At 52.4% G+C, this 16,813-nt stretch carries 18 protein-coding genes; 4 read left to right on the forward strand and 14 right to left on the reverse strand.

Annotated features, from left to right (window positions below; translation table 11 throughout):
• Positions 1 to 3 precede the first annotated feature (3 nt).
• Positions 4 to 579 (forward strand): DUF523 domain-containing protein, encoded by a 576-nt coding sequence (locus tag TGAM_RS10630; protein ID WP_015859699.1) that lies wholly within the window; start codon positions 4 to 6, stop codon positions 577 to 579.
• On the opposite strand, the gene glmM is transcribed toward TGAM_RS10630, so the two are convergent.
• The 6 genes from glmM to TGAM_RS10655 all read right to left on the reverse strand — a co-directional run bounded on the left by glmM (position 576) and on the right by TGAM_RS10655 (position 5,650).
• Positions 576 to 1,925 (reverse strand): phosphoglucosamine mutase, encoded by a 1,350-nt coding sequence (gene glmM, locus TGAM_RS10635; RefSeq protein WP_015859700.1) that lies wholly within the window; start codon positions 1,923 to 1,925, stop codon positions 576 to 578. The two genes, TGAM_RS10630 and glmM, sit on opposite strands and share 4 nt — an antisense overlap.
• An 86-nt stretch (positions 1,926 to 2,011) precedes the next feature.
• On the reverse strand, positions 2,012 to 3,718 hold the full coding sequence (locus TGAM_RS10640) for a CGP-CTERM sorting domain-containing protein (protein ID WP_015859701.1): 1,707 nt from the start codon (positions 3,716 to 3,718) through the stop codon (positions 2,012 to 2,014).
• A gap of 4 nt (positions 3,719 to 3,722) precedes the next feature.
• Positions 3,723 to 4,028: a hypothetical protein gene (locus TGAM_RS10645; RefSeq protein ID WP_048811365.1), complete on the reverse strand. Its 306-nt coding sequence runs from the start codon at positions 4,026 to 4,028 to the stop codon at positions 3,723 to 3,725.
• Entirely contained in the window at positions 4,028 to 4,159 is a 132-nt protein-coding gene (locus TGAM_RS11410; RefSeq protein ID WP_274378319.1) for a hypothetical protein, read from the reverse strand. The genes TGAM_RS10645 and TGAM_RS11410 overlap by 1 nt, the downstream gene beginning before the upstream one ends.
• Before the next feature lie 198 nt (positions 4,160 to 4,357).
• Positions 4,358 to 4,741, reverse strand: coding sequence for a hypothetical protein (locus tag TGAM_RS10650; RefSeq protein ID WP_048811366.1), 384 nt, complete (start codon positions 4,739 to 4,741; stop codon positions 4,358 to 4,360).
• A gap of 126 nt (positions 4,742 to 4,867) precedes the next feature.
• Positions 4,868 to 5,650 carry a BtpA/SgcQ family protein gene (locus TGAM_RS10655; RefSeq protein ID WP_048811367.1) on the reverse strand — a complete coding sequence of 261 codons (783 nt, stop codon included), beginning with the start codon at positions 5,648 to 5,650 and terminating at the stop codon, positions 4,868 to 4,870.
• Between the two features lie 100 nt (positions 5,651 to 5,750).
• On the opposite strand from TGAM_RS10655, the gene TGAM_RS10660 reads away from it, so the two are divergent.
• On the forward strand, positions 5,751 to 6,329 hold the full coding sequence (locus tag TGAM_RS10660; protein ID WP_015859705.1) for a PH domain-containing protein: 579 nt from the start codon (positions 5,751 to 5,753) through the stop codon (positions 6,327 to 6,329).
• A gap of 72 nt (positions 6,330 to 6,401) precedes the next feature.
• Here TGAM_RS10660 and TGAM_RS10665 read toward each other — a convergent pair whose 3' ends face one another.
• The 5 genes from TGAM_RS10665 to TGAM_RS10690 form a co-directional block, all read right to left on the reverse strand.
• A complete protein-coding gene (locus tag TGAM_RS10665) occupies positions 6,402 to 6,968 on the reverse strand; it encodes a hypothetical protein (protein WP_048811368.1) in 567 nt (188 codons plus the stop codon).
• 852 nt (positions 6,969 to 7,820) lie between these two features.
• The gene (locus TGAM_RS10675) at positions 7,821 to 8,258 is read right to left on the reverse strand and encodes a hypothetical protein (protein WP_238516273.1); all 438 of its coding nucleotides are present in this window, start codon (positions 8,256 to 8,258) and stop codon (positions 7,821 to 7,823) included.
• Positions 8,259 to 8,263: 5 nt separating this feature from the next.
• Entirely contained in the window at positions 8,264 to 8,785 is a 522-nt protein-coding gene (locus TGAM_RS10680) for a hypothetical protein (RefSeq protein ID WP_048811370.1), read from the reverse strand.
• Between the two features lie 5 nt (positions 8,786 to 8,790).
• Entirely contained in the window at positions 8,791 to 10,848 is a 2,058-nt protein-coding gene (locus tag TGAM_RS10685; protein ID WP_015859709.1) for a hypothetical protein, read from the reverse strand.
• A 212-nt stretch (positions 10,849 to 11,060) separates the two neighbouring features.
• Positions 11,061 to 11,711 (reverse strand): DUF257 family protein, encoded by a 651-nt coding sequence (locus TGAM_RS10690; protein ID WP_015859710.1) that lies wholly within the window; start codon positions 11,709 to 11,711, stop codon positions 11,061 to 11,063.
• Positions 11,712 to 11,797: 86 nt separating this feature from the next.
• Between TGAM_RS10690 and TGAM_RS10695 the strand changes: the two genes are divergently transcribed.
• Both TGAM_RS10695 and TGAM_RS10700 read left to right on the forward strand, forming a co-directional pair.
• Positions 11,798 to 13,159 (forward strand): TldD/PmbA family protein, encoded by a 1,362-nt coding sequence (locus TGAM_RS10695; protein ID WP_015859711.1) that lies wholly within the window; start codon positions 11,798 to 11,800, stop codon positions 13,157 to 13,159.
• A gap of 5 nt (positions 13,160 to 13,164) precedes the next feature.
• A complete protein-coding gene (locus TGAM_RS10700; protein ID WP_048811371.1) occupies positions 13,165 to 14,472 on the forward strand; it encodes a TldD/PmbA family protein in 1,308 nt (435 codons plus the stop codon).
• Here the strand turns inward: TGAM_RS10700 and TGAM_RS10705 are convergent.
• Genes TGAM_RS10705 through TGAM_RS10715 form a run of 3 tightly spaced genes read right to left on the reverse strand, consistent with a single transcriptional unit; the run spans position 14,469 to position 16,782 of the window.
• Positions 14,469 to 14,918, reverse strand: a complete 450-nt coding sequence (locus TGAM_RS10705) for a universal stress protein (RefSeq protein ID WP_048811450.1) — start codon at positions 14,916 to 14,918, stop codon at positions 14,469 to 14,471. The two genes, TGAM_RS10700 and TGAM_RS10705, sit on opposite strands and share 4 nt — an antisense overlap.
• 8 nt (positions 14,919 to 14,926) lie before the next feature.
• Entirely contained in the window at positions 14,927 to 16,207 is a 1,281-nt protein-coding gene (locus tag TGAM_RS10710; RefSeq protein ID WP_015859714.1) for an ArsB/NhaD family transporter, read from the reverse strand.
• 14 nt (positions 16,208 to 16,221) lie between these two features.
• Entirely contained in the window at positions 16,222 to 16,782 is a 561-nt protein-coding gene (locus TGAM_RS10715) for a universal stress protein (RefSeq protein ID WP_015859715.1), read from the reverse strand.
• Positions 16,783 to 16,813: the final 31 nt, after the last annotated feature.

Consider the following 16,813-nt stretch of genomic DNA (forward strand, 5'->3'; position numbering starts at 1 on the left):
ACCGTGAACCTCCTAATCATCGCCCCCTGCCTGTTAAGCCCGTTCTACGTCTACCGCGGGCCGAAGGAGAAGGAATACATGACGGCAAGAGAGCTAAGGAAGCTGGTTGGAGAGCTCGGCGACGAGTGGCATGTTCTGGCTTATCCATGCCCCGAGTTCGAGCTAATCGGCTGGCCAAGGCCCCCGATGGGAAGGGAGAGCTTTGAGAGACTCGGCATGCGCGAGAGAGTTCAGGTCGTAGCGGACTTCATAGGGAGGGTTCTAACTGAAGAAAAGCCGGAGCGGGTGGTCTTCGTCGGCGTTAAGGGCTCCCCAACCTGCGGTGTCTTCCACACGACCTCGAACGACCCCGATTCCTTCGACTACGGCCTGATTCCGGCGTTCTTCTACATGGACAAGGGGAAGAGACTTGATGAGAGTAGGAAAGTCGTTGAGAAATTCGGATTTGAAGTTAAGACAGGGCCAGGACTGCTCTTCGAGGAGCTCATGGAGCGCTTCCCGGAGGCTGAGTTCATGGAGTTCGACAAGGACGACATCGAGGGAAGTACGGAAAGGCTCAGGAGAGCCATAATGGGTTAAGCCCTCCTCACAGCCTCTTTTACCAGCTTTTCAGCCTTCTCCATCAGCTCCTTTGCCTTATCCTCCGTGTGGGCCTCGAGGGTTATGCGCATTATCGGCTCGGTTCCGCTCGGCCTGAACAGAATCCACCAGTCGGAGTTCTCAATCCTTATTCCATCAATATCAATCAGCTTCTCATAGTCGAAGCTCTTCAAAGCCTCCTTCGCTATGATTTCCATCGCCTTAGCTTTCTTCTCGTTGGGGCAGGGTACCTTCGCCCTTAGAGTTACGTAGCGTGGAACTTCCCGGGCGAGCTCGCTTATAGGCCCGAGCCTGTCTATCATCTCGAGGACGAGTGCCCCCGCGAAGATTCCATCGGGGGTTAAGTTCCACTGGGGGATTATCCACGTCCCGCTCGGCTCGCCACCGAAGATTCCCCCGTGTTTAGCCAGTTCATCGGCTACTGCCACGTCTCCAACGCGCGTCCTTATAACTTCCCCGCCTAAAGGCCGGACGTAGTCGTCCAGAGCGAAGCCGGCATCGACGGTGGTGACTATTTTGCCCTTCCCGAACTTTCTGAGCATGTAGCCGGCTATGAGGGAGAGCATGACCTCGTACTCGACGAAGTTTCCCTCGTCGTCAACGACCCCAATCCTGTCGGCGTCCCCGTCGTGCGCTATCCCAACGTCCGCTTTCATGACCCTAACGGTTTTCGCCAGCCCTGAGAGGCTCTTCGCGTTCGGCTCGAGCTCCCTCACAAAGAAACCGCTCGGGTGGGAGTTGAGCGAAATAACTTTATTGCCCAGCTCGCGCTGGAGGTAGGGACTTAAAATGCTCCCAGCACCGTTGCCGGAATCAACGACAACTGTGTAGGAATCGTTGAGCTTCACCATCTCGAGGGCCTTCCTTATGTACTCCTCCCTGGGGTCGGCCCTTCTGAGCGTCCCAATCTCGTTCCAGGGAACTTTTCTAAAGTTTCCGGATTCGAGAATTCTCTCAAGCTCGGCCTCCATGTCGGGGGTGTAGGCCATTCCGTTGGACTGCCACACCTTTATCCCGTTGTATTCCGGCGGGTTATGGCTTGCGGTTATCGTAACGCCCGCATCGGCTTCGTAGAGCTTTATTGCAAAGCCCGTGAGCGGTGTGGGGGCGAGGCCTATGTCTATCACCTCAACGCCCGTGCTGAGAAGTCCGCTGATTAAAGCCGACTTGAGGGTCTCACTGCTCGTTCTCGTGTCCATTCCAACGACGACCCTTCCTCCCCCAAGATAAGTCCCGACAGCCTTTCCGACCTTCAGTGCCAGCTCGGGGGTAACGCACTCGTTGAAGAGTCCCCTGATTCCGCTCGTGCCGAAGTATCTGCCCATGGCAACCACCCGTGAGAGTGATGATACTCACTGGGGATGGAGAAATATAACGTTTTCTCACGCCACTTCATATTCAGGGAAATTCCTCATCTCCTCCGAGTTATTGTAGCCACCAGCAGCGCGAGCAGGGCAATTATCCCGGGCCCACAGATCACGTCAACCGAAAACCCATCCTCTGTGCCCGTTTCCCCGTCGCTGGAGCCGCCGGATGATCCTGAGCTCGTAAAGCCGGGGCTTTCGGACGTGGCAGTTGGTGAGTTGGAGGACGTGGCGGGGCCTGTCGAGGTCCCGGTAGCCTCGGACGAGCCAGTCTGGTTGCAGACGTCCGTAACGTGGAAATACTCGCTCGGATGGTCGTGAACCCAGACGCTGGGCTTTCCAATCCTGTACCACTCTCCGGTCGGGAAGTCGTCGAACTCGAAAGCCTCCTCAAACTTACCCTCCGAGTAAAAGGGCACCTTCACGAACTTTACATCATCCTTTCCCAGCTCCACGAAGTTGGGAACCCAAGCGGTTAGCTCTTCTCCCTCCTCAACGTGATGGACATCGCAGCCGGCGAACTCCATGTTCGGGCCGAGTTTCAGGAGCCGGTCCGGGACGAGGAAGATGACGAAGCCGTCCCCAGCGCGGGCTATGTAGCGGCTGTGGGGCTGAACGTCGTAGTAGACCCTGAGGATCTCACCGGAGGGGGACATCTTGACGAGCGGGTCGAAGAGAACGTAGTTACCATCGTCTGCGAGGGCAAATCCCGCAGGAGATTGTCCCTTGTAGAGGGTAGTGTTCCAGAAGCCACCCCAGAGGATGTTCCCCCTTTTATCGAGCTTCATCCAGATCGAGGCCCCTCCGTCATACTTCCCGCTTAAACCGTTGGTATAGATCCACCCGTCGGGAACACTGTAGAGCATGGGCCTTCCACCGGAGAGGCTGTTGAATCCGCCCATCTCCCAGAGCTCACCGCCATCGATGGCCTGCCTGTACTCCCTGACCCATCTCAGGTTTCCCGTCCCGGGGTCTATGCCTATGAACCCGAGGTCCGGGCCTCCGGCGGATGAGAAGGCTATCACGACTTCACTTCCGTCGGAACCCACGGCCCAAACGTATTCGTGGATGCTTTCCCTTCCGTAGATGTGGACCCACTCGAGGTTCCCGGAGGAGTCGAACTTTATCGCCCCAACGTCGAGGCGGGGGACTATGTGGTCGGTGTCGTAGGGGTCGTCCGGGTCCTTGTGGTGCATGTGCGCGTAAACCGGAGCCAGCACGATGGCCCCGTCGTCGGTAGGTTGAACCCTGATGCCCCCATAGCCACCGTTGGAGTTCTTGAAGGCCCTGACCCAGACCGGGTTCCCCGAGAAGTCGAACTTGACCAGCGTGAACAGCGGGTCTCCACGAATCCAGTCGCTTGGTGCTGAAACGTTGATGACACCGTTCGTCATCAAAACGACGTAGATACCGTCCCTCCCCACTCCGATGTCCTGTATGGCCTGGAACTGCCCGGAGGGAAGGTTTAGGGGGAGTTTCTGGCTGAGGCTGAAGTTCTTCATCCAGAGCACTTCACCCATCGGCGAGAGGTGCACCAGAACGGCCAACCCCGTCCCGTGGCTTCCAAGGAGGTAGTAATCCCCAGAGGTCCCCGGAATGAATGCCACGGGGTTGTAAACGCTGTCGAACATCGTTTTATCACGCTGGACGCCGTAGACGACCTCCCAGGCGCTGGAAGAGCTAGCAAGGGGCAAAAAGAGGCCCACGATAATGAAAAATGCGACAAAAATAACGAATTTTCTCATTTTTCTCATCTCCTCAGGGTTTTCCTATTTCAACAACTCTTATTCCCTTCCCGAACCCCTCAGGTGAGAGCCCCCAGAGTTTCCCGGGGCAGTTGTTCAGACTTTCGTTTCTGTGGGGACAAATGAAGGCTTGGTAATAGTTTACATAGTTCGAGCCTTCCCATCCGCCTCCACCGTTGCTGAAGGTTAGTATCAGACCGCGGGATTCAGCCTCTTCCTTCGTTGTTATCGAGGGCAACTGACCCAGAAACTGGTGGACGGAAACCGGTAGGGTGGGTAAGGGGGTGACCCCCAAGAAAATGGCCATTTTCTTCAGCATCACACCAACCTCCGAAGGAGTCCCAGAAACCACCTTGCGAGGGAGAGGAAAATCACAACTGCCCCAATGAGAAGGAGAAGCCCGAGGAGCGGGCCGAGAACGTTGAAGCCCGTGGAGGGTTCGGAGGGCATACACTCACGTCCTGATAAACCCATCTCGCGGAAGAGAAAAGCGGGACAGGGTTTACTTTTCTTACTTGTTACGCATTTTTAGGTAATAAACCTTTCGCAAAGAAAAATTCAAAATGGACAAACTCAAATGAGCCTTCCCCTAAGATTTTCGCAATGTCAATGTACCTATTCGCTCTTCAAGAGGAGTCGTCATTTCTTTCACTTCTTCACGAGCCTGTATATGCCGACCGAGACCGTGTAGCTCTCAACGTTAACCGGAGCTTTGTAGTCAACTCTCACCTGAAACGGCACGCTGGAGCCGTATATCAAGCTGTCCGTCTCGGATTCGGTCAAGACGTTACCGTTCTCGTCGAGTATCGTTATCTTCTCGACTGTCCCCTCGCTATCGGCCGTTATCTTGTACTTTCCAGGCTCGAGCACGTGGCTGAGGTAGAAGACGTCGCCGCTCACGGTTTCAGTCTTGACCTCGACCGGAACCTTGTTGTAAGCTGTTTCGTAGTAGTACTGCATTCCAAAGATTGCCGCAACCCCGATGAAGAGGAGCAGGAAGAAGCCAACCATCAGTTTCTTCAGGATTCCCAAACTCAACACCTCCCAAACAACCCATCTCGCGGAAGAGAAAAGCGGGACAGGGCCGTTTCTACAACTTACTCGCTCAGGGGTAATAAGGCTTTCGGAAAAGAAAATTCGAAGAATTCTGAAGGAAAGCTAAGAACTTTTCCTCAGCTTCTCCGCCAGCTCAACGAGCTTTCTGGCCCTCTCAGGGGAAACCTCGTTCTCGACCTTTCCGTCGCGCTTGAGCCACGTGCCGACGATGAAGGCATCCGCATACCTCCACAGCTCGGGCAGGTTGTCGTAGGTTGTTCCAGAGCCGACTATTACTGGCACGGGCGAGATTCTCTTCGCGAGGGCGAGATTCTCTAAATCCACGGGCTTTCCGGTTGACCTTCCGCTCACCACCACTGCATCGGCCAGACCGCGCTCGACGGTGTCCCTTATCGCATCCTCGAAGTCGAAGAAGTGAACCGCATGCTTGACGTGGACGTCGGCAAAGATCTGAATCTTGCTCGGGAGGAGCTTTCTGAGCTTCGCCAGCTCGTGGGCGATGCCCTCTATAATTCCCTGGTCGGTGTAAGCAACTCCGCTCAGCACGTTAACCCTTATGAAGTCCGCTTTAATCGCGTAGGCTATTGAATACGCGGCTATCCCGTCGTTCCTGAGGACGTTAATCCCGACCGGAACGCTCACCTCGTCCCTGACGGCCTTGGCGACCGCTGTGAAGGCTGCAACGGTTGTTTTGCCCACGTACTTTGGAAACGGGACGTCGCCGAAGTTCTCAATCATTATCGCGTCAAAGCCCGCCCCTTCGAGAGTCTTGGCGTCCTTCACCGCGAGCTCAATGATCCCCTCAAGGTTGCCGTCGTAGAGGTACGAGCCGGGAAGGGGCTTGAGGTGGACCATCCCGATGAGCGGTTTCCTCTCGAAGTCCATTGAATCACCCGTTAAAGGTTCGCACTGGACGTTAATAAGCACTGTGGAAAGGAAAGAGTGATATAGGATGATAACCCAATGAAGCTGGTAGGTGAACGAAATGGGTGTCGTGGAGAACCCCGAACTTCCAAAATCTGTGAGGAGGCATCTGGAGCCGGAGGAGAGGGTCCTGTTTGCCATAAAGAAGAAGATAAGCCTTGAGAAGCCGAAGTGGCTCCTCGTGACGGACAGGAGGATAATCTACCTGGACGAGAAGGTTCTCGGGAGGTACGACCTCAAGGCGATCCCCTACCAGAAGCTGGAGCAAGTGACGGTTAAGCTCGGCGTCATGAGCTCCGAGTTCGTGATCGAGGGGGAGGAGAGCATAAGCCTCAAGCTCGGCTGGATGAACAAAGAAGAGGCAAGGAAGGCCATCAACGCGATAAAAGATGCCCTAAACGCGATAGCGGTTGAGCCCGTGTCGATTGACGTCAAAAAGAGGTTAACGAGCGAGACGTGGACACTGAGGAAGCCCAAGGAGCTCGTGACGAGGAGCATGCCGGCCCGGACTCAACCACAGGTCATTGAGAAGGAGGATCCGCTGGAGAAGCTCAAAAAGCTGAAAGAGCTCTACGATATGGGGGTTATAAGTCAGGAGGAGTACGAAGAGAAGAGGAAGAAGCTGCTGGAGCAGATTTGAAACCAAGCCTCGTAATAAAAAGATGATGACCCCCTATTTCCCCAAACCACTTCCTAATTTTTCATCGCGAGTTCATCCCTTTGGCCGTAACCACCACCTACATAGAGGATCTTTCACGATGTAATTCTTCAAATCCTCAGGACTGTTAATTCCGCTCGCCTTGAACGAAAGCTTCAGCGTGCGAACTATGCGGAGAGAAGCCCAGAGGTGAATCACAAGGGGGAGCAGTAGAACAACTAATGACATCATGGACCACCCATACAGGATTACGTAAAGAGTAAGAAACCCCAACGCGGTTCCAGCAACCGTAAACTTAATCATCCCCTCAAGCCTCCAAAACACCAAATGAGCACTACACGACAACTTAAAATTCAACAGACCAAAAACCAATATCATGAGTAGATACAAAAATACAAAGACTCCAAAATGCGTGGCTAACGGCCCAACCCCATATATAGTCGGGAAAGAAATCCAGCTAAAAAGCACAAGCATCCAAGGTAGGAGAACACTAAGACTAGTAAAGGTTCCAACGAGCATATAATCTACCTTTGCCCTGATTGGCCGAAGTTCCAACGCCTTCCCAATCCAGTAAATATCAAAAACAAAAATAAGCCAAGAGGACAACACCAAGTAATTCATCCTAATCACCCCCCACAGATCAGGTTGTTATCACCTTCGTACACCGAGCAAATCTTTGGAGGAGCTGAACTTCCTCTGTACGCCTCAATTGCTTTTTCAACTATTAAACACATCATTTCACCTACTGCGAATATTACACCTAGATCAATTCATATCCCAATTTAAATCACTTTAGGGATATTGATTCATGTCACTGTTGAAATCTTTTTATCATTTAATCTCGGCATTTACTGAAGCTAGCTTTCAGCAAGTCATAAAGAATGAAAGTACAAATAAACATATCAGACAAACCACAGACCATGCTGGACTTTATAAGTGCATTTACTAGTCGGGATTATAGGGAGATGCTTCCTTCAAGCCTTTGTTGATTGTCTCGACGAATTTGAGTGACATCAGCAAGTACAAGACCACAGGAATTGTTAGTGAGACGACAGACACTACTGTTTCATTCTCGCATACTATTTTGAACGTGGCCAAGAGCATTATTGCGTTCCCAAGAGCGTTTAGCTTAACAATAGTTCTAAGTCTCCCAAGGAGTTTGTGTGCTGCGTTTTGGATTTTGACAATCATCAGGATTATTACTAAGAACCACACAAGCACCATTATCACTCCCATTTCAGGGGGAACAAAGTCTAGTTTCCCTTTATCTGCGAGAACTATTATCGAGGCGAGCCCTGTGACGCTCCAAGGAATTATAATTGTGTCACCTAGAAACTCAACTGTTTTCTTTCCAATTCTTTTCGAATCGATCGCAGTCCTTCATATTTAGCAACTAGATAACCATCCACTAGCACTAAAAAAGACGCAAATAGGAAAAGCAACGTTGCTCCACATGCCATTGAATTCGCCCTCCTAATCAGAGGTTGTGAATTTTGGATTACCGTTGAATCCCTTAACTCCCCTCCGAGATTTAAGGGTGTACACCGTGTGCAGTGTAACGACCCCGTAGTAAAACGCTACGATTTTTCCAGAGTTCTTAGTGATTTTCCCTGTGAGTCTCATAAACCTTTCTGGCTGATTTTTGAGTCTGAGAGAAATAACCGTCGCGACGAAAGTTAAAACGAACATTCCAAAAGCAAAGGGCAAGACGCTGTTATACAGCTCCGAAAGTATTCTGGCAATGCCCGCGGTCAGTATGAAGCCCGGAAAGACAACGATATCAACTCCAAGCTCTATAGTCTTTTTCTGCATTTCGCTCCTCACAGGCCTTATGCCCTCGTACTTGAGGAAGAGGTAGAGGTCTAAAAAGATAAACGAAAAGGAAAGGATAAACGAGCACAACCCGCACATGGCGTTCAACTCTCTTCTTTACTCTCGGAGCTTTCCTTCAGCGTTGCTGTAATTATCTTGGCGGACTTCATGGCTATTGTGAAGTACAGGAGTACTGGAACCATTAGCATGACGCCGTGAAGTACCTCCATGCTTTTACACACTGCCCGGAACGTTGCAATTATCAGTAGTGCAATACCAAGAGCATTCAGCCTTATTGCCCACTCAACCCGCCTTAGGATGGTTTCTGCATTCCTAACAACTACAAGACTCATCAGAAGTACAACCAAAGCCCAGGCAATCATCACGATTATCCCGGCTTCGGGGGGCAGAAAGTCCAATTTCCCATCATGTGCGAGTATGACAATTGAATAAATTACTGCTACGTGCCAAGGTATTACACTGGTGTCCCCCACGAACTCCGCTGCCCTTTTATTCACTTCTTCTCGAATCGGCCGCAGTTCCGTGTACTTGATGAATAAGTAGCCGTCCACGAATATTAATAAAACAAAAAACAGGAAAAGACTCCAATCACATCCCAACGCCATCCGGATCAACCTCCGCAAATTAGATTGTTGTCGTCTTCCACGGAGCAAATTGGTGTTGGGGCTGTGGCTCCTCTGTATCCGTTGACTACTATTGGCACCAATAAAAGCAATACTCCACCAGTTGAGATAATTTCGCCCGACCCTATCACAAATCCCGCTACTGTCAAGAATGCACCGCCGAGTTCTGCACCTGTTATTATGTAATCCGGAAGCTCTTTTTTCGCCCCTTCTTTATCATCTCCCGGATATATCATAGTAACGTATCCCAGTGTATGGTGTTTATTAGCAACTTGTAGATCCACGGTAATCATGTGGGCCATGGGTTGTCCACCATCCAAGAAAAGGTAAATATAGTAGTCATCTCCATAGACCCTCTCAGCCAGCCACCCGTCAACGTCTATGTCTATCCCAACAATACCTTCGGAGTTGCCTTTAACACTAGTTCCTGTAACGTAGTTCACTTTAACGGCCTCCCAGTTTTCACCGTCCCATACTTCATATCCACTGAATGTAACCTTAGTGACTTGAACAGGGATGTCTTCCAATGCATTGTTTAGTATGTGGACATAACAATCGATTTCGTCATATAACGGGACAGCATCCTCGCATTCCATCCATGCCAGTACCGGTCCATCAAAGGTAACGTTCACGGTGAGAAAGTCCTCGAATTCCCCGTTCACGTATAGGTAGAAGTGGTAGACACCCGGATTGTCGAAGTGGAATCCAAACCAGCCCCTGAACTCCTGGGCATATTGACCCTCAACGTAAGTGGGGGGAACGTTGTCAAACTTGATGTCTTTTTCAAAGACCCTTATCGGACTCGTCCAATGAATCCCCTCACTTGGAGAGTCATAAAGATACCAAACCTTCACCGGAACGTATTCGTTCTTAAGTTCCCCATAGTAGTCCGCCGCAAGCGTGATGTTCATGAAGGTTCCCTGCGTAACCGTCAGGTTGTGGGCCTGGGATTCTCCGGTGAGAAAGCGACCGGTGTAGCCATCACCTTCGTTGATGTGGAGGCGTACTGTCTTACTGTCGATTACCTCAGTACCACTGATCAGCCCAACGGTAACTTCAAGATCCCCCGCCTTGGCGTTCCTCCAGTGGGACACGTAGAAAGGTCTAATGTTCTCAGGGCTTATTTTGATGGAATCACCAAAGACTATGTCAGATGTCTTGACATCGCTTACAACAACCGAGAGCTCAATGTTCCCCTGCTCCGAGTTCAAAGAAACCGGTACAAGGGCATCCGGACCAAAGTTGTTCTTGAACACGCTGCTTTCGACGTTGGATTCCGGCACGAGCCTGAAAACATAATAGGGATATACTATGATGTCCACGTCATCATGTTCCTCAGGATTCCTTGGCAAGATCTGAAGGCTCTTAATGGCCAGATTCTTCTGGAGAACCAGCCTCCTCACCTCAACCGAACCACTGTCCTTCACCTCCATCCCCTTGAAGGAGAAGGTGGCGAAGTATTCGTAGGTACCGGCCTGGGGATATGTGACGTTCCCGACCTGAATAACGACGTTCTCATCGGGGTTTAGGATCACCGTCTTCCTGCCGAGAAGGACCAACCGCTCGGAGTTCTCCTCGGGAACTGTCACAAAGAGCGAGAGAACTCCATTTACCGCCTTCACATTATCGTTCCTCAGCCGGACGGCAAAGCCAACGCTCTGGCCTTCGGTTACCTTTGTCGTGTTCGCGATAGTCTTCACCGTAATCTTTGATAGGTCTATGTCAGAGATCAGATCAAGGGTTCCGTGGTAGCTCTCCATCACAAGAACCGGCGCGGTAGGAGTGGAGTAATCCGCGGGAGTGTAGGCCTGAACCGAGGTGGTCTCAACAGGATCGCCGGGCTTGGAGTTGGGGGTGTCCCCACCTGGACTGGTCACCGAGCGGTAGCGGATCTTGACTATTCCGGAAACTGAAGCCTGAAGGGCGTTTCCAACGGGAGCGATGAACTCCGGGCTCTCAACGCTTCCCGGGCCGGTGTAGACGATAGCGTCCATGCTGAGAACCTTACTCTCGCTGCCGTCGTTGAACTTGACCCGGTCGATCATAACGGCGCCACCATGGACATAGTAGTCAGCTTGAGGCAGTATCTAAATGAGCACTAAATAGAGTTATCCGTCATATACAAGCTGAAAAAAGTATTTAAAACTTTTTTCTATTCAAATTTTACTTATCACTTTTAATAGTGTGCAAAACTTGGAAAGTTTGCTCAGCAAGAAGACCTCAAGTGAACACAAAGGAACAATGAAAACCGTGCGATTCACCCAAAGAATTCAGAAACCTTGACCCTGTACTCCTTTCCAAGAAGTTCTGGATTGGCGGCCTTGTGAACGACGAGGACGAGCTCATCACCGTCCAGGTACCACTCCGTAACCGTTGTGGCGATCTCCTCAAACAGGGGCAGGAAAACGGGTTTGCTGCTCTCGATCACGTCCTCGTTTATTAGGTAGAAAGAAACCCGCCTGTCATCCCCAACGAAGTACGAGATCGTCGTGAGCAGGGACAGCATCTCCCTTTCGGAGAAGAGCGTCACCATCCTGTGGATCCCAACAACGGGATTGAAATAGCGGCCGTTGGCCTCGCGGAACTTGTTGATGGAATTCATGTAATGGCCAAAGGGTATGGAGTACTTGTCGACCTCCATCCTGCTTATTATCGTACCCGCCTCAAGCCTGCCTCCCCCTATCTTTATGACGACGGTCTCACCAGGGGGAAGACCCATGGACTTAAGGCCCTTCACGAGAACGGGATAAGCGTCTAGGATGTCATCAACGAGAACGTGAAGGCCTCTCGAGGATGCATAGTCGTGGAGGAGCTTGAGGAACAGCTCGGGATACGAGTTCGAGGGGTACTCCACGAGCACGGTCTCGCCGAATTTAAGCCCCGAGAAGAAAGACTCAATCTTCCCCACCCGGAATCACCCATAGAAAAGACGAACTTCAAACTTATTAAGGTTGCGTTTATAAGCGATACAGCCGATCGGGTTGAGGTGGGAATATGGAGGATAACCTGTTCAAAATCGCCGAGCGAACCGCCGATAAACTGGGCGTGGGGTACTTCGAGATAAGGATCTCAAAGGTAAAGACGACGTCGGTTCTCATCCAGAACGACCAGCTGGACGAGCTCTCGAACAACGTTGAGATGGGGATCGGGGTCAGGGCCTTTAAGAAGGGGTGGGGCTTCTCATCGGCCAATGACCTCTCAAAGGCAGAGGAGGTAATCAAAACCGCAATGAAGATGGCCGGGCTCTCAAGGGGGCCGGAAAAAATATACCTCGGAGATCCTATCAGGGACAGCGTCTCGAACCTCGGGGAAAAGAGGCTCGATGATGTGGACATCTCCGAGAAGCTCGAGGTCACGGGCAAAGCGGCGGAACTCCTGAGGGGGGAGAACGTGAAGAACAGGATCGCGGGCTACGGGGAATCCATCATCGAAACCCTCTACCTTAACTCCCTGGGGAGCGAGATAAGAACCGTGACGTCGAGGGTTCGTTTGAGGATTGCCTCGACAGCTTTCGAGGGTGGAAAAACTGGTGAGTACTGGAAGAGCTTTGGGGGAACAGGAGGGTGGGAGCTGATCGAAAGAATCGAGCTTGAGAGGTGGGCTGACTTCGTGTCAAGAAAGGCGCGAGAGCTGCTGAGGGCGAAGGCCCCTCCCTCCGGAAAGTTCGAGGTCATAATGGATCCCGAACTAACAGGGGTCTTCATCCACGAGGCGGTTGGTCACGCCGCCGAGGCGGATGCCGTGAAGAACGGGGAGAGCATCTTCGCGGGCCGGTTGGGGGAAAAGATTGGTGCAGAAGAGCTGAACGTTGTGGACGACCCAACTTTGCCCGGCAAGTTCGGATCGTACGCCTACGACGATGAGGGCCTCCCAGGAAAAAGGGTCGAGATAATCAAAAACGGGGTTCTGAACGAGTACCTGAACGACAGGGAAACATCCGCCCTTCTGAACCTCATCCCCAACGGACACGGCAGGGCCCAGAGCTACGCCCATCAGCCCCTCGTCAGGATGTCCAACACATTCATCGAGGCCGGAACATGGGAGCCGGAGGAGATCTTCGAGGAGGTAAAGTACGGCCTCTACATGATAGGGGACAAGGGTGGCGAGGTTGACGTTGCCACCGGAACATTTACCTTTGGGGCGAAAGAAGGTTACATCGTTGAAAACGGGGAACTGAAGGTTCATCTGCGCGACGTGTCGCTCTCCGGAAATCTCGTGGAGGTTCTGAGGAGCATAAAGGCCATCGGCAGGGACGTTAAGATACACTTCCCCGGCTACTGCGGGAAGGGCCAGTGGGTCCCAGTTGACGATGGCGGTCCTCACGTGCTCACAGAGGCCCTCGTGGGGGGAAGGTGATCGGAATGGAGGCGGTTGAAAGGCTCGCGGGGATCCTCGATAAAAGAAACGTGGAGTGGGAGATATACTGGGAGGAGGGAAAGAGTGCCTCCTTCAGAATTGAAAGGGAAAGGATAGAGAGGGCTCAGTGGAAGTTCTACTCAGGGATTGGGCTGAGGGTGGGTCTGAATGGGAGGGTTGGTTTCTCCTACGTAACCGGCCTTGACCACGACGAGAAAAGTCTCTTTGAGCTCGTCAAAAGAGCCGAAAAGCTCGCCCGGATAGGGTCGAGGCCTTTCAGGGGGTTCCCAACTAGGGAGAAATTTCCCCGGGTTAGGGGGCTCTACGACAAATCTATAGACGATCTGGACTTTGATGAGGCACACTCCTTGGCTGGAGAGTTTGTGGAGAGGATGAGGGAGATGAGGGGAGAGAGGGGAGAGTACACCCTCGCCGGCGCGATGAGCTTCGGCACGGTAAGAGCCGGAATAGTAAACTCCAACGGCATTGAAGGCGAAGAGCCAAGAACCGGCCTGGCGATATGGGCCTATGCGGTAAAAAAGAACAGCAGGAGTGGGAGCGGCTACGCCTCGCAGAGCTACACGACGCTGGAGGGAGTGCACGAGGGTGAGGAACTCATAAGGAGGGCTATGAACGAGGCCGAGTCGAGCCAGAGGGCGGAGAAAATCGAAGGTTTTAGCGGGGAGGTTCTGCTGGAGCCTCAAGTCGTTGAGGCCCTGGTTTACCTCTTCCTCGAGAACCTCTACGGAGACAGCGTTTACTACTCCCGCTCCCGCTTCTCGGTGGGGGACCTGGGAAAGAGTGTGCTCTCGGGGAACGTCTCAATAATCGACGACCCCACACTAGGATTCTCTCCGGGAAGCTATTCCTTCGACGGAGAGGGTGTTCCGGGAAGGAGAAAGGTACTGATCTCAAGGGGAGAGCTGAGATCTTTCCTCCTCGACCACACCTATGGAAAGTTGCTGGGCCTCGATAGCACTGGGAATGCACTGAGGGACTTCAGGTCGATCCCGAGGATAGGGACGGGTAACGTTCTGGTCGGGAGAGGAAGCGAGAACCTAGGGGACTGGAGCGGCGTCGTCGTTTCAAAGGTCTTCGGAGAGCACACCGCCAACCCGGTAACCGGCGATTTCTCGCTCACGGTCGAGCTCGGCTACGTGGTGGAGAACGGCGAGGCCACACCCTTCAGCGGGAACATGGTATCGGGCAACGTGTTCGAGGCCCTTGGAAGTGTTTCACGCGTCGGTAAAGAACTGGAAAGGAGGGGAAGCTTCTACTCGCCAAGGATCGTGACAGAGGTAAGGCTGGTCTAGCGGACAATCATGGTCGGAACGTTTATCAACCCAACGACTTCCTCAAGCAGGGACCCTATCCTCGTCTTTCCGCTCCTCCCATAGGCACCCATGACGACGAGGGAGTAGTTGCCCGAGTTCGCCTCGCGGAGTATTGTCTCCTTGGCCAGACCTTCGATTATCCTGAAGGAGCAGTTCACCCCCTCCTCCTGGCAGAGCTCCATGAGACCTGTCATTATCGTACGTATTCCCTTCTTCATCTCCTTCCATATCTCATTCTCAAAGCTCTCAACCTTCTCAAGCCTGTCGGTAAACATGCTGAGGTTGAAGGCCATAGACCTCGCTTCCCTCCTGTCAAGAACGGAGAGTAGTATGACCTTACCCCCCCGCTTTTTGGCTATCGCTATGGCGTGGAGCGCCGCCTTTTGACTCCACTTGGAGCCGTCTATAAGCACGAGTATCTTCAAGCTCATGTTCACACCCCCGCGTACCGGAGCCAGAGCAACAGAGAGCCAAACCCAACGGTGGCAAACATCACGACCAGGCCGACCTTGAGAAAGTCTGCAAAAGTTATCCTTATCCCCTCTTTCCCGGCGATACCGATGACCACGACGTTGGCGCTCGCTCCGATTGCGGTGCCGTTTCCACCCAGACAGGCACCGAGGGAGAGGGCCCACCAGAGGGGATAAGTATTGAGGGACGAGCCCATAGCCTTGATCAGGGGTATCATCGTCGCGGTCAGGGGTATGTTGTCAACGATGGCTGAGGAGATAGCCGAGAACCAAGCGATAACGAAAATTGCCTCCCCAGTGCTATGAATGTAACCCATCATCCAGCTGGCAACATCGTTTATAACGCCTGTCTCAACAAGTGAACCGACTATGATGAAGAGACCCACAAAGAAGAAGATCGCCGTCCACTCAACCTTCTCCAGTATCCCCTCCGGATCCTGCCTGCTCCACAGGAGGAGAAACGAAGCGCCGCTTAAGGCAACGACCGCCGGCTCAATGCCAAGCCTGTCGTGAACAAAAAATAGGGCGACCACGGACAGAATAACAACTACGGATTTCTTGAAGAGAACCGGATCTTTGATGGCCTCGTCCTCACTGAGTCCCTCTATTACCGAGAGGAGTCTCTGCCTGCGGGAGGAACTGACGTGGATCTCACCGCGGTAAGCGAGGTAAATTATGCCGATCGTGATCAGCAGGTCGAGGAAGGCTATCGGCCCCATGTTAAGGAGGAACTCGTTGAAGCTCAGGTTTGCGGCCGAGCCTATCATGATGTTCGGAGGATCACCAATCAGTGTTGCCGTCCCACCGATGTTGGAGGCAAAGACCTCCGACAGGAGGAAGGGGACCGGATCAACCTTCATGAGGCGGGTTATGTAGATGAGCATTGGAGTGAGCAGGAGAACTGTGGTAACGTTGTCGAGGATTGAGCTGACAACAGCGGTAACAATCGAGAAGAGCAAAAGAACCCGCATAGGACTGCCCCTGGCAAGTTTCGCGGTTTTTATCGCTATGTATTCAAAGAGACCACTTTCCCTCGCTGTGTTCACTATGATCATCATCCCTATGAGGAGGAAAAGGGTGTCCAGATCTAGGTAGGCGGGGAGCTTGTCCCACGGTACAACATGCAAAAACAGGACTATAGAGGCTCCAAAGAGGGCTGCAACGGTTCTGTGAACCTTCTCACTTATTATGAGGGCATAGGTAAAGAGGAACACTGAAACCGCTATTATAAGCGCTGGATCCATTACGACACCTCCACTCAGTAGACGATGACGGGCTCATCGATGTGCTGGACGATTTTAAACACCACCGGGCTTATTGGGGAAGTTCTGCTCGGCTCGGAGCCAAAGCAACGGGAGATCACCAGCAGATCAAACTTTCCGGTGGACATGAGCTCTATAACGTCGTCGCTCTTGCTCCCGATGAAGTAGTCGGTTTCGACCGAGAGGCCTAGGTTCTCAAGTCTGGGCGCAAGGTTGCGGAGTGTTTCGCTGGCAAAGCGCATCTTCTCCGCCTTCAGTTTCTCGGCCTCCTCCTTCCCGAGGGTCTGCTCTATGATGTGAAGGGTTCTCTTCTCGGAGATGTAAATGAGCTTTAACGAGGCCCCGGCATAAGCCCTCAGGGTCTCAAAAAGTTCTTCTGGTATGTCAAGTGAGAACCTGTCCACAGGAAACAGTATCGATTTGACCTCCGGAAGAACCAGTTCCTCCGGGAGGAGAAGGAACTCACGGTAGCGCTTGGCTATCTGCTCATAGCGATCCCCGGCAATGTCCCTGAACTTCCGGGAGATTATGCGATTGAGCACCTCCATGATCATCATCCAGATTCCAGAAGTGCGAGGTCAATTTAAG

Origin of the sequence: Thermococcus gammatolerans EJ3 (assembly GCF_000022365.1) — an archaeon.
Taxonomy (GTDB): domain Archaea; phylum Methanobacteriota_B; class Thermococci; order Thermococcales; family Thermococcaceae; genus Thermococcus; species Thermococcus gammatolerans.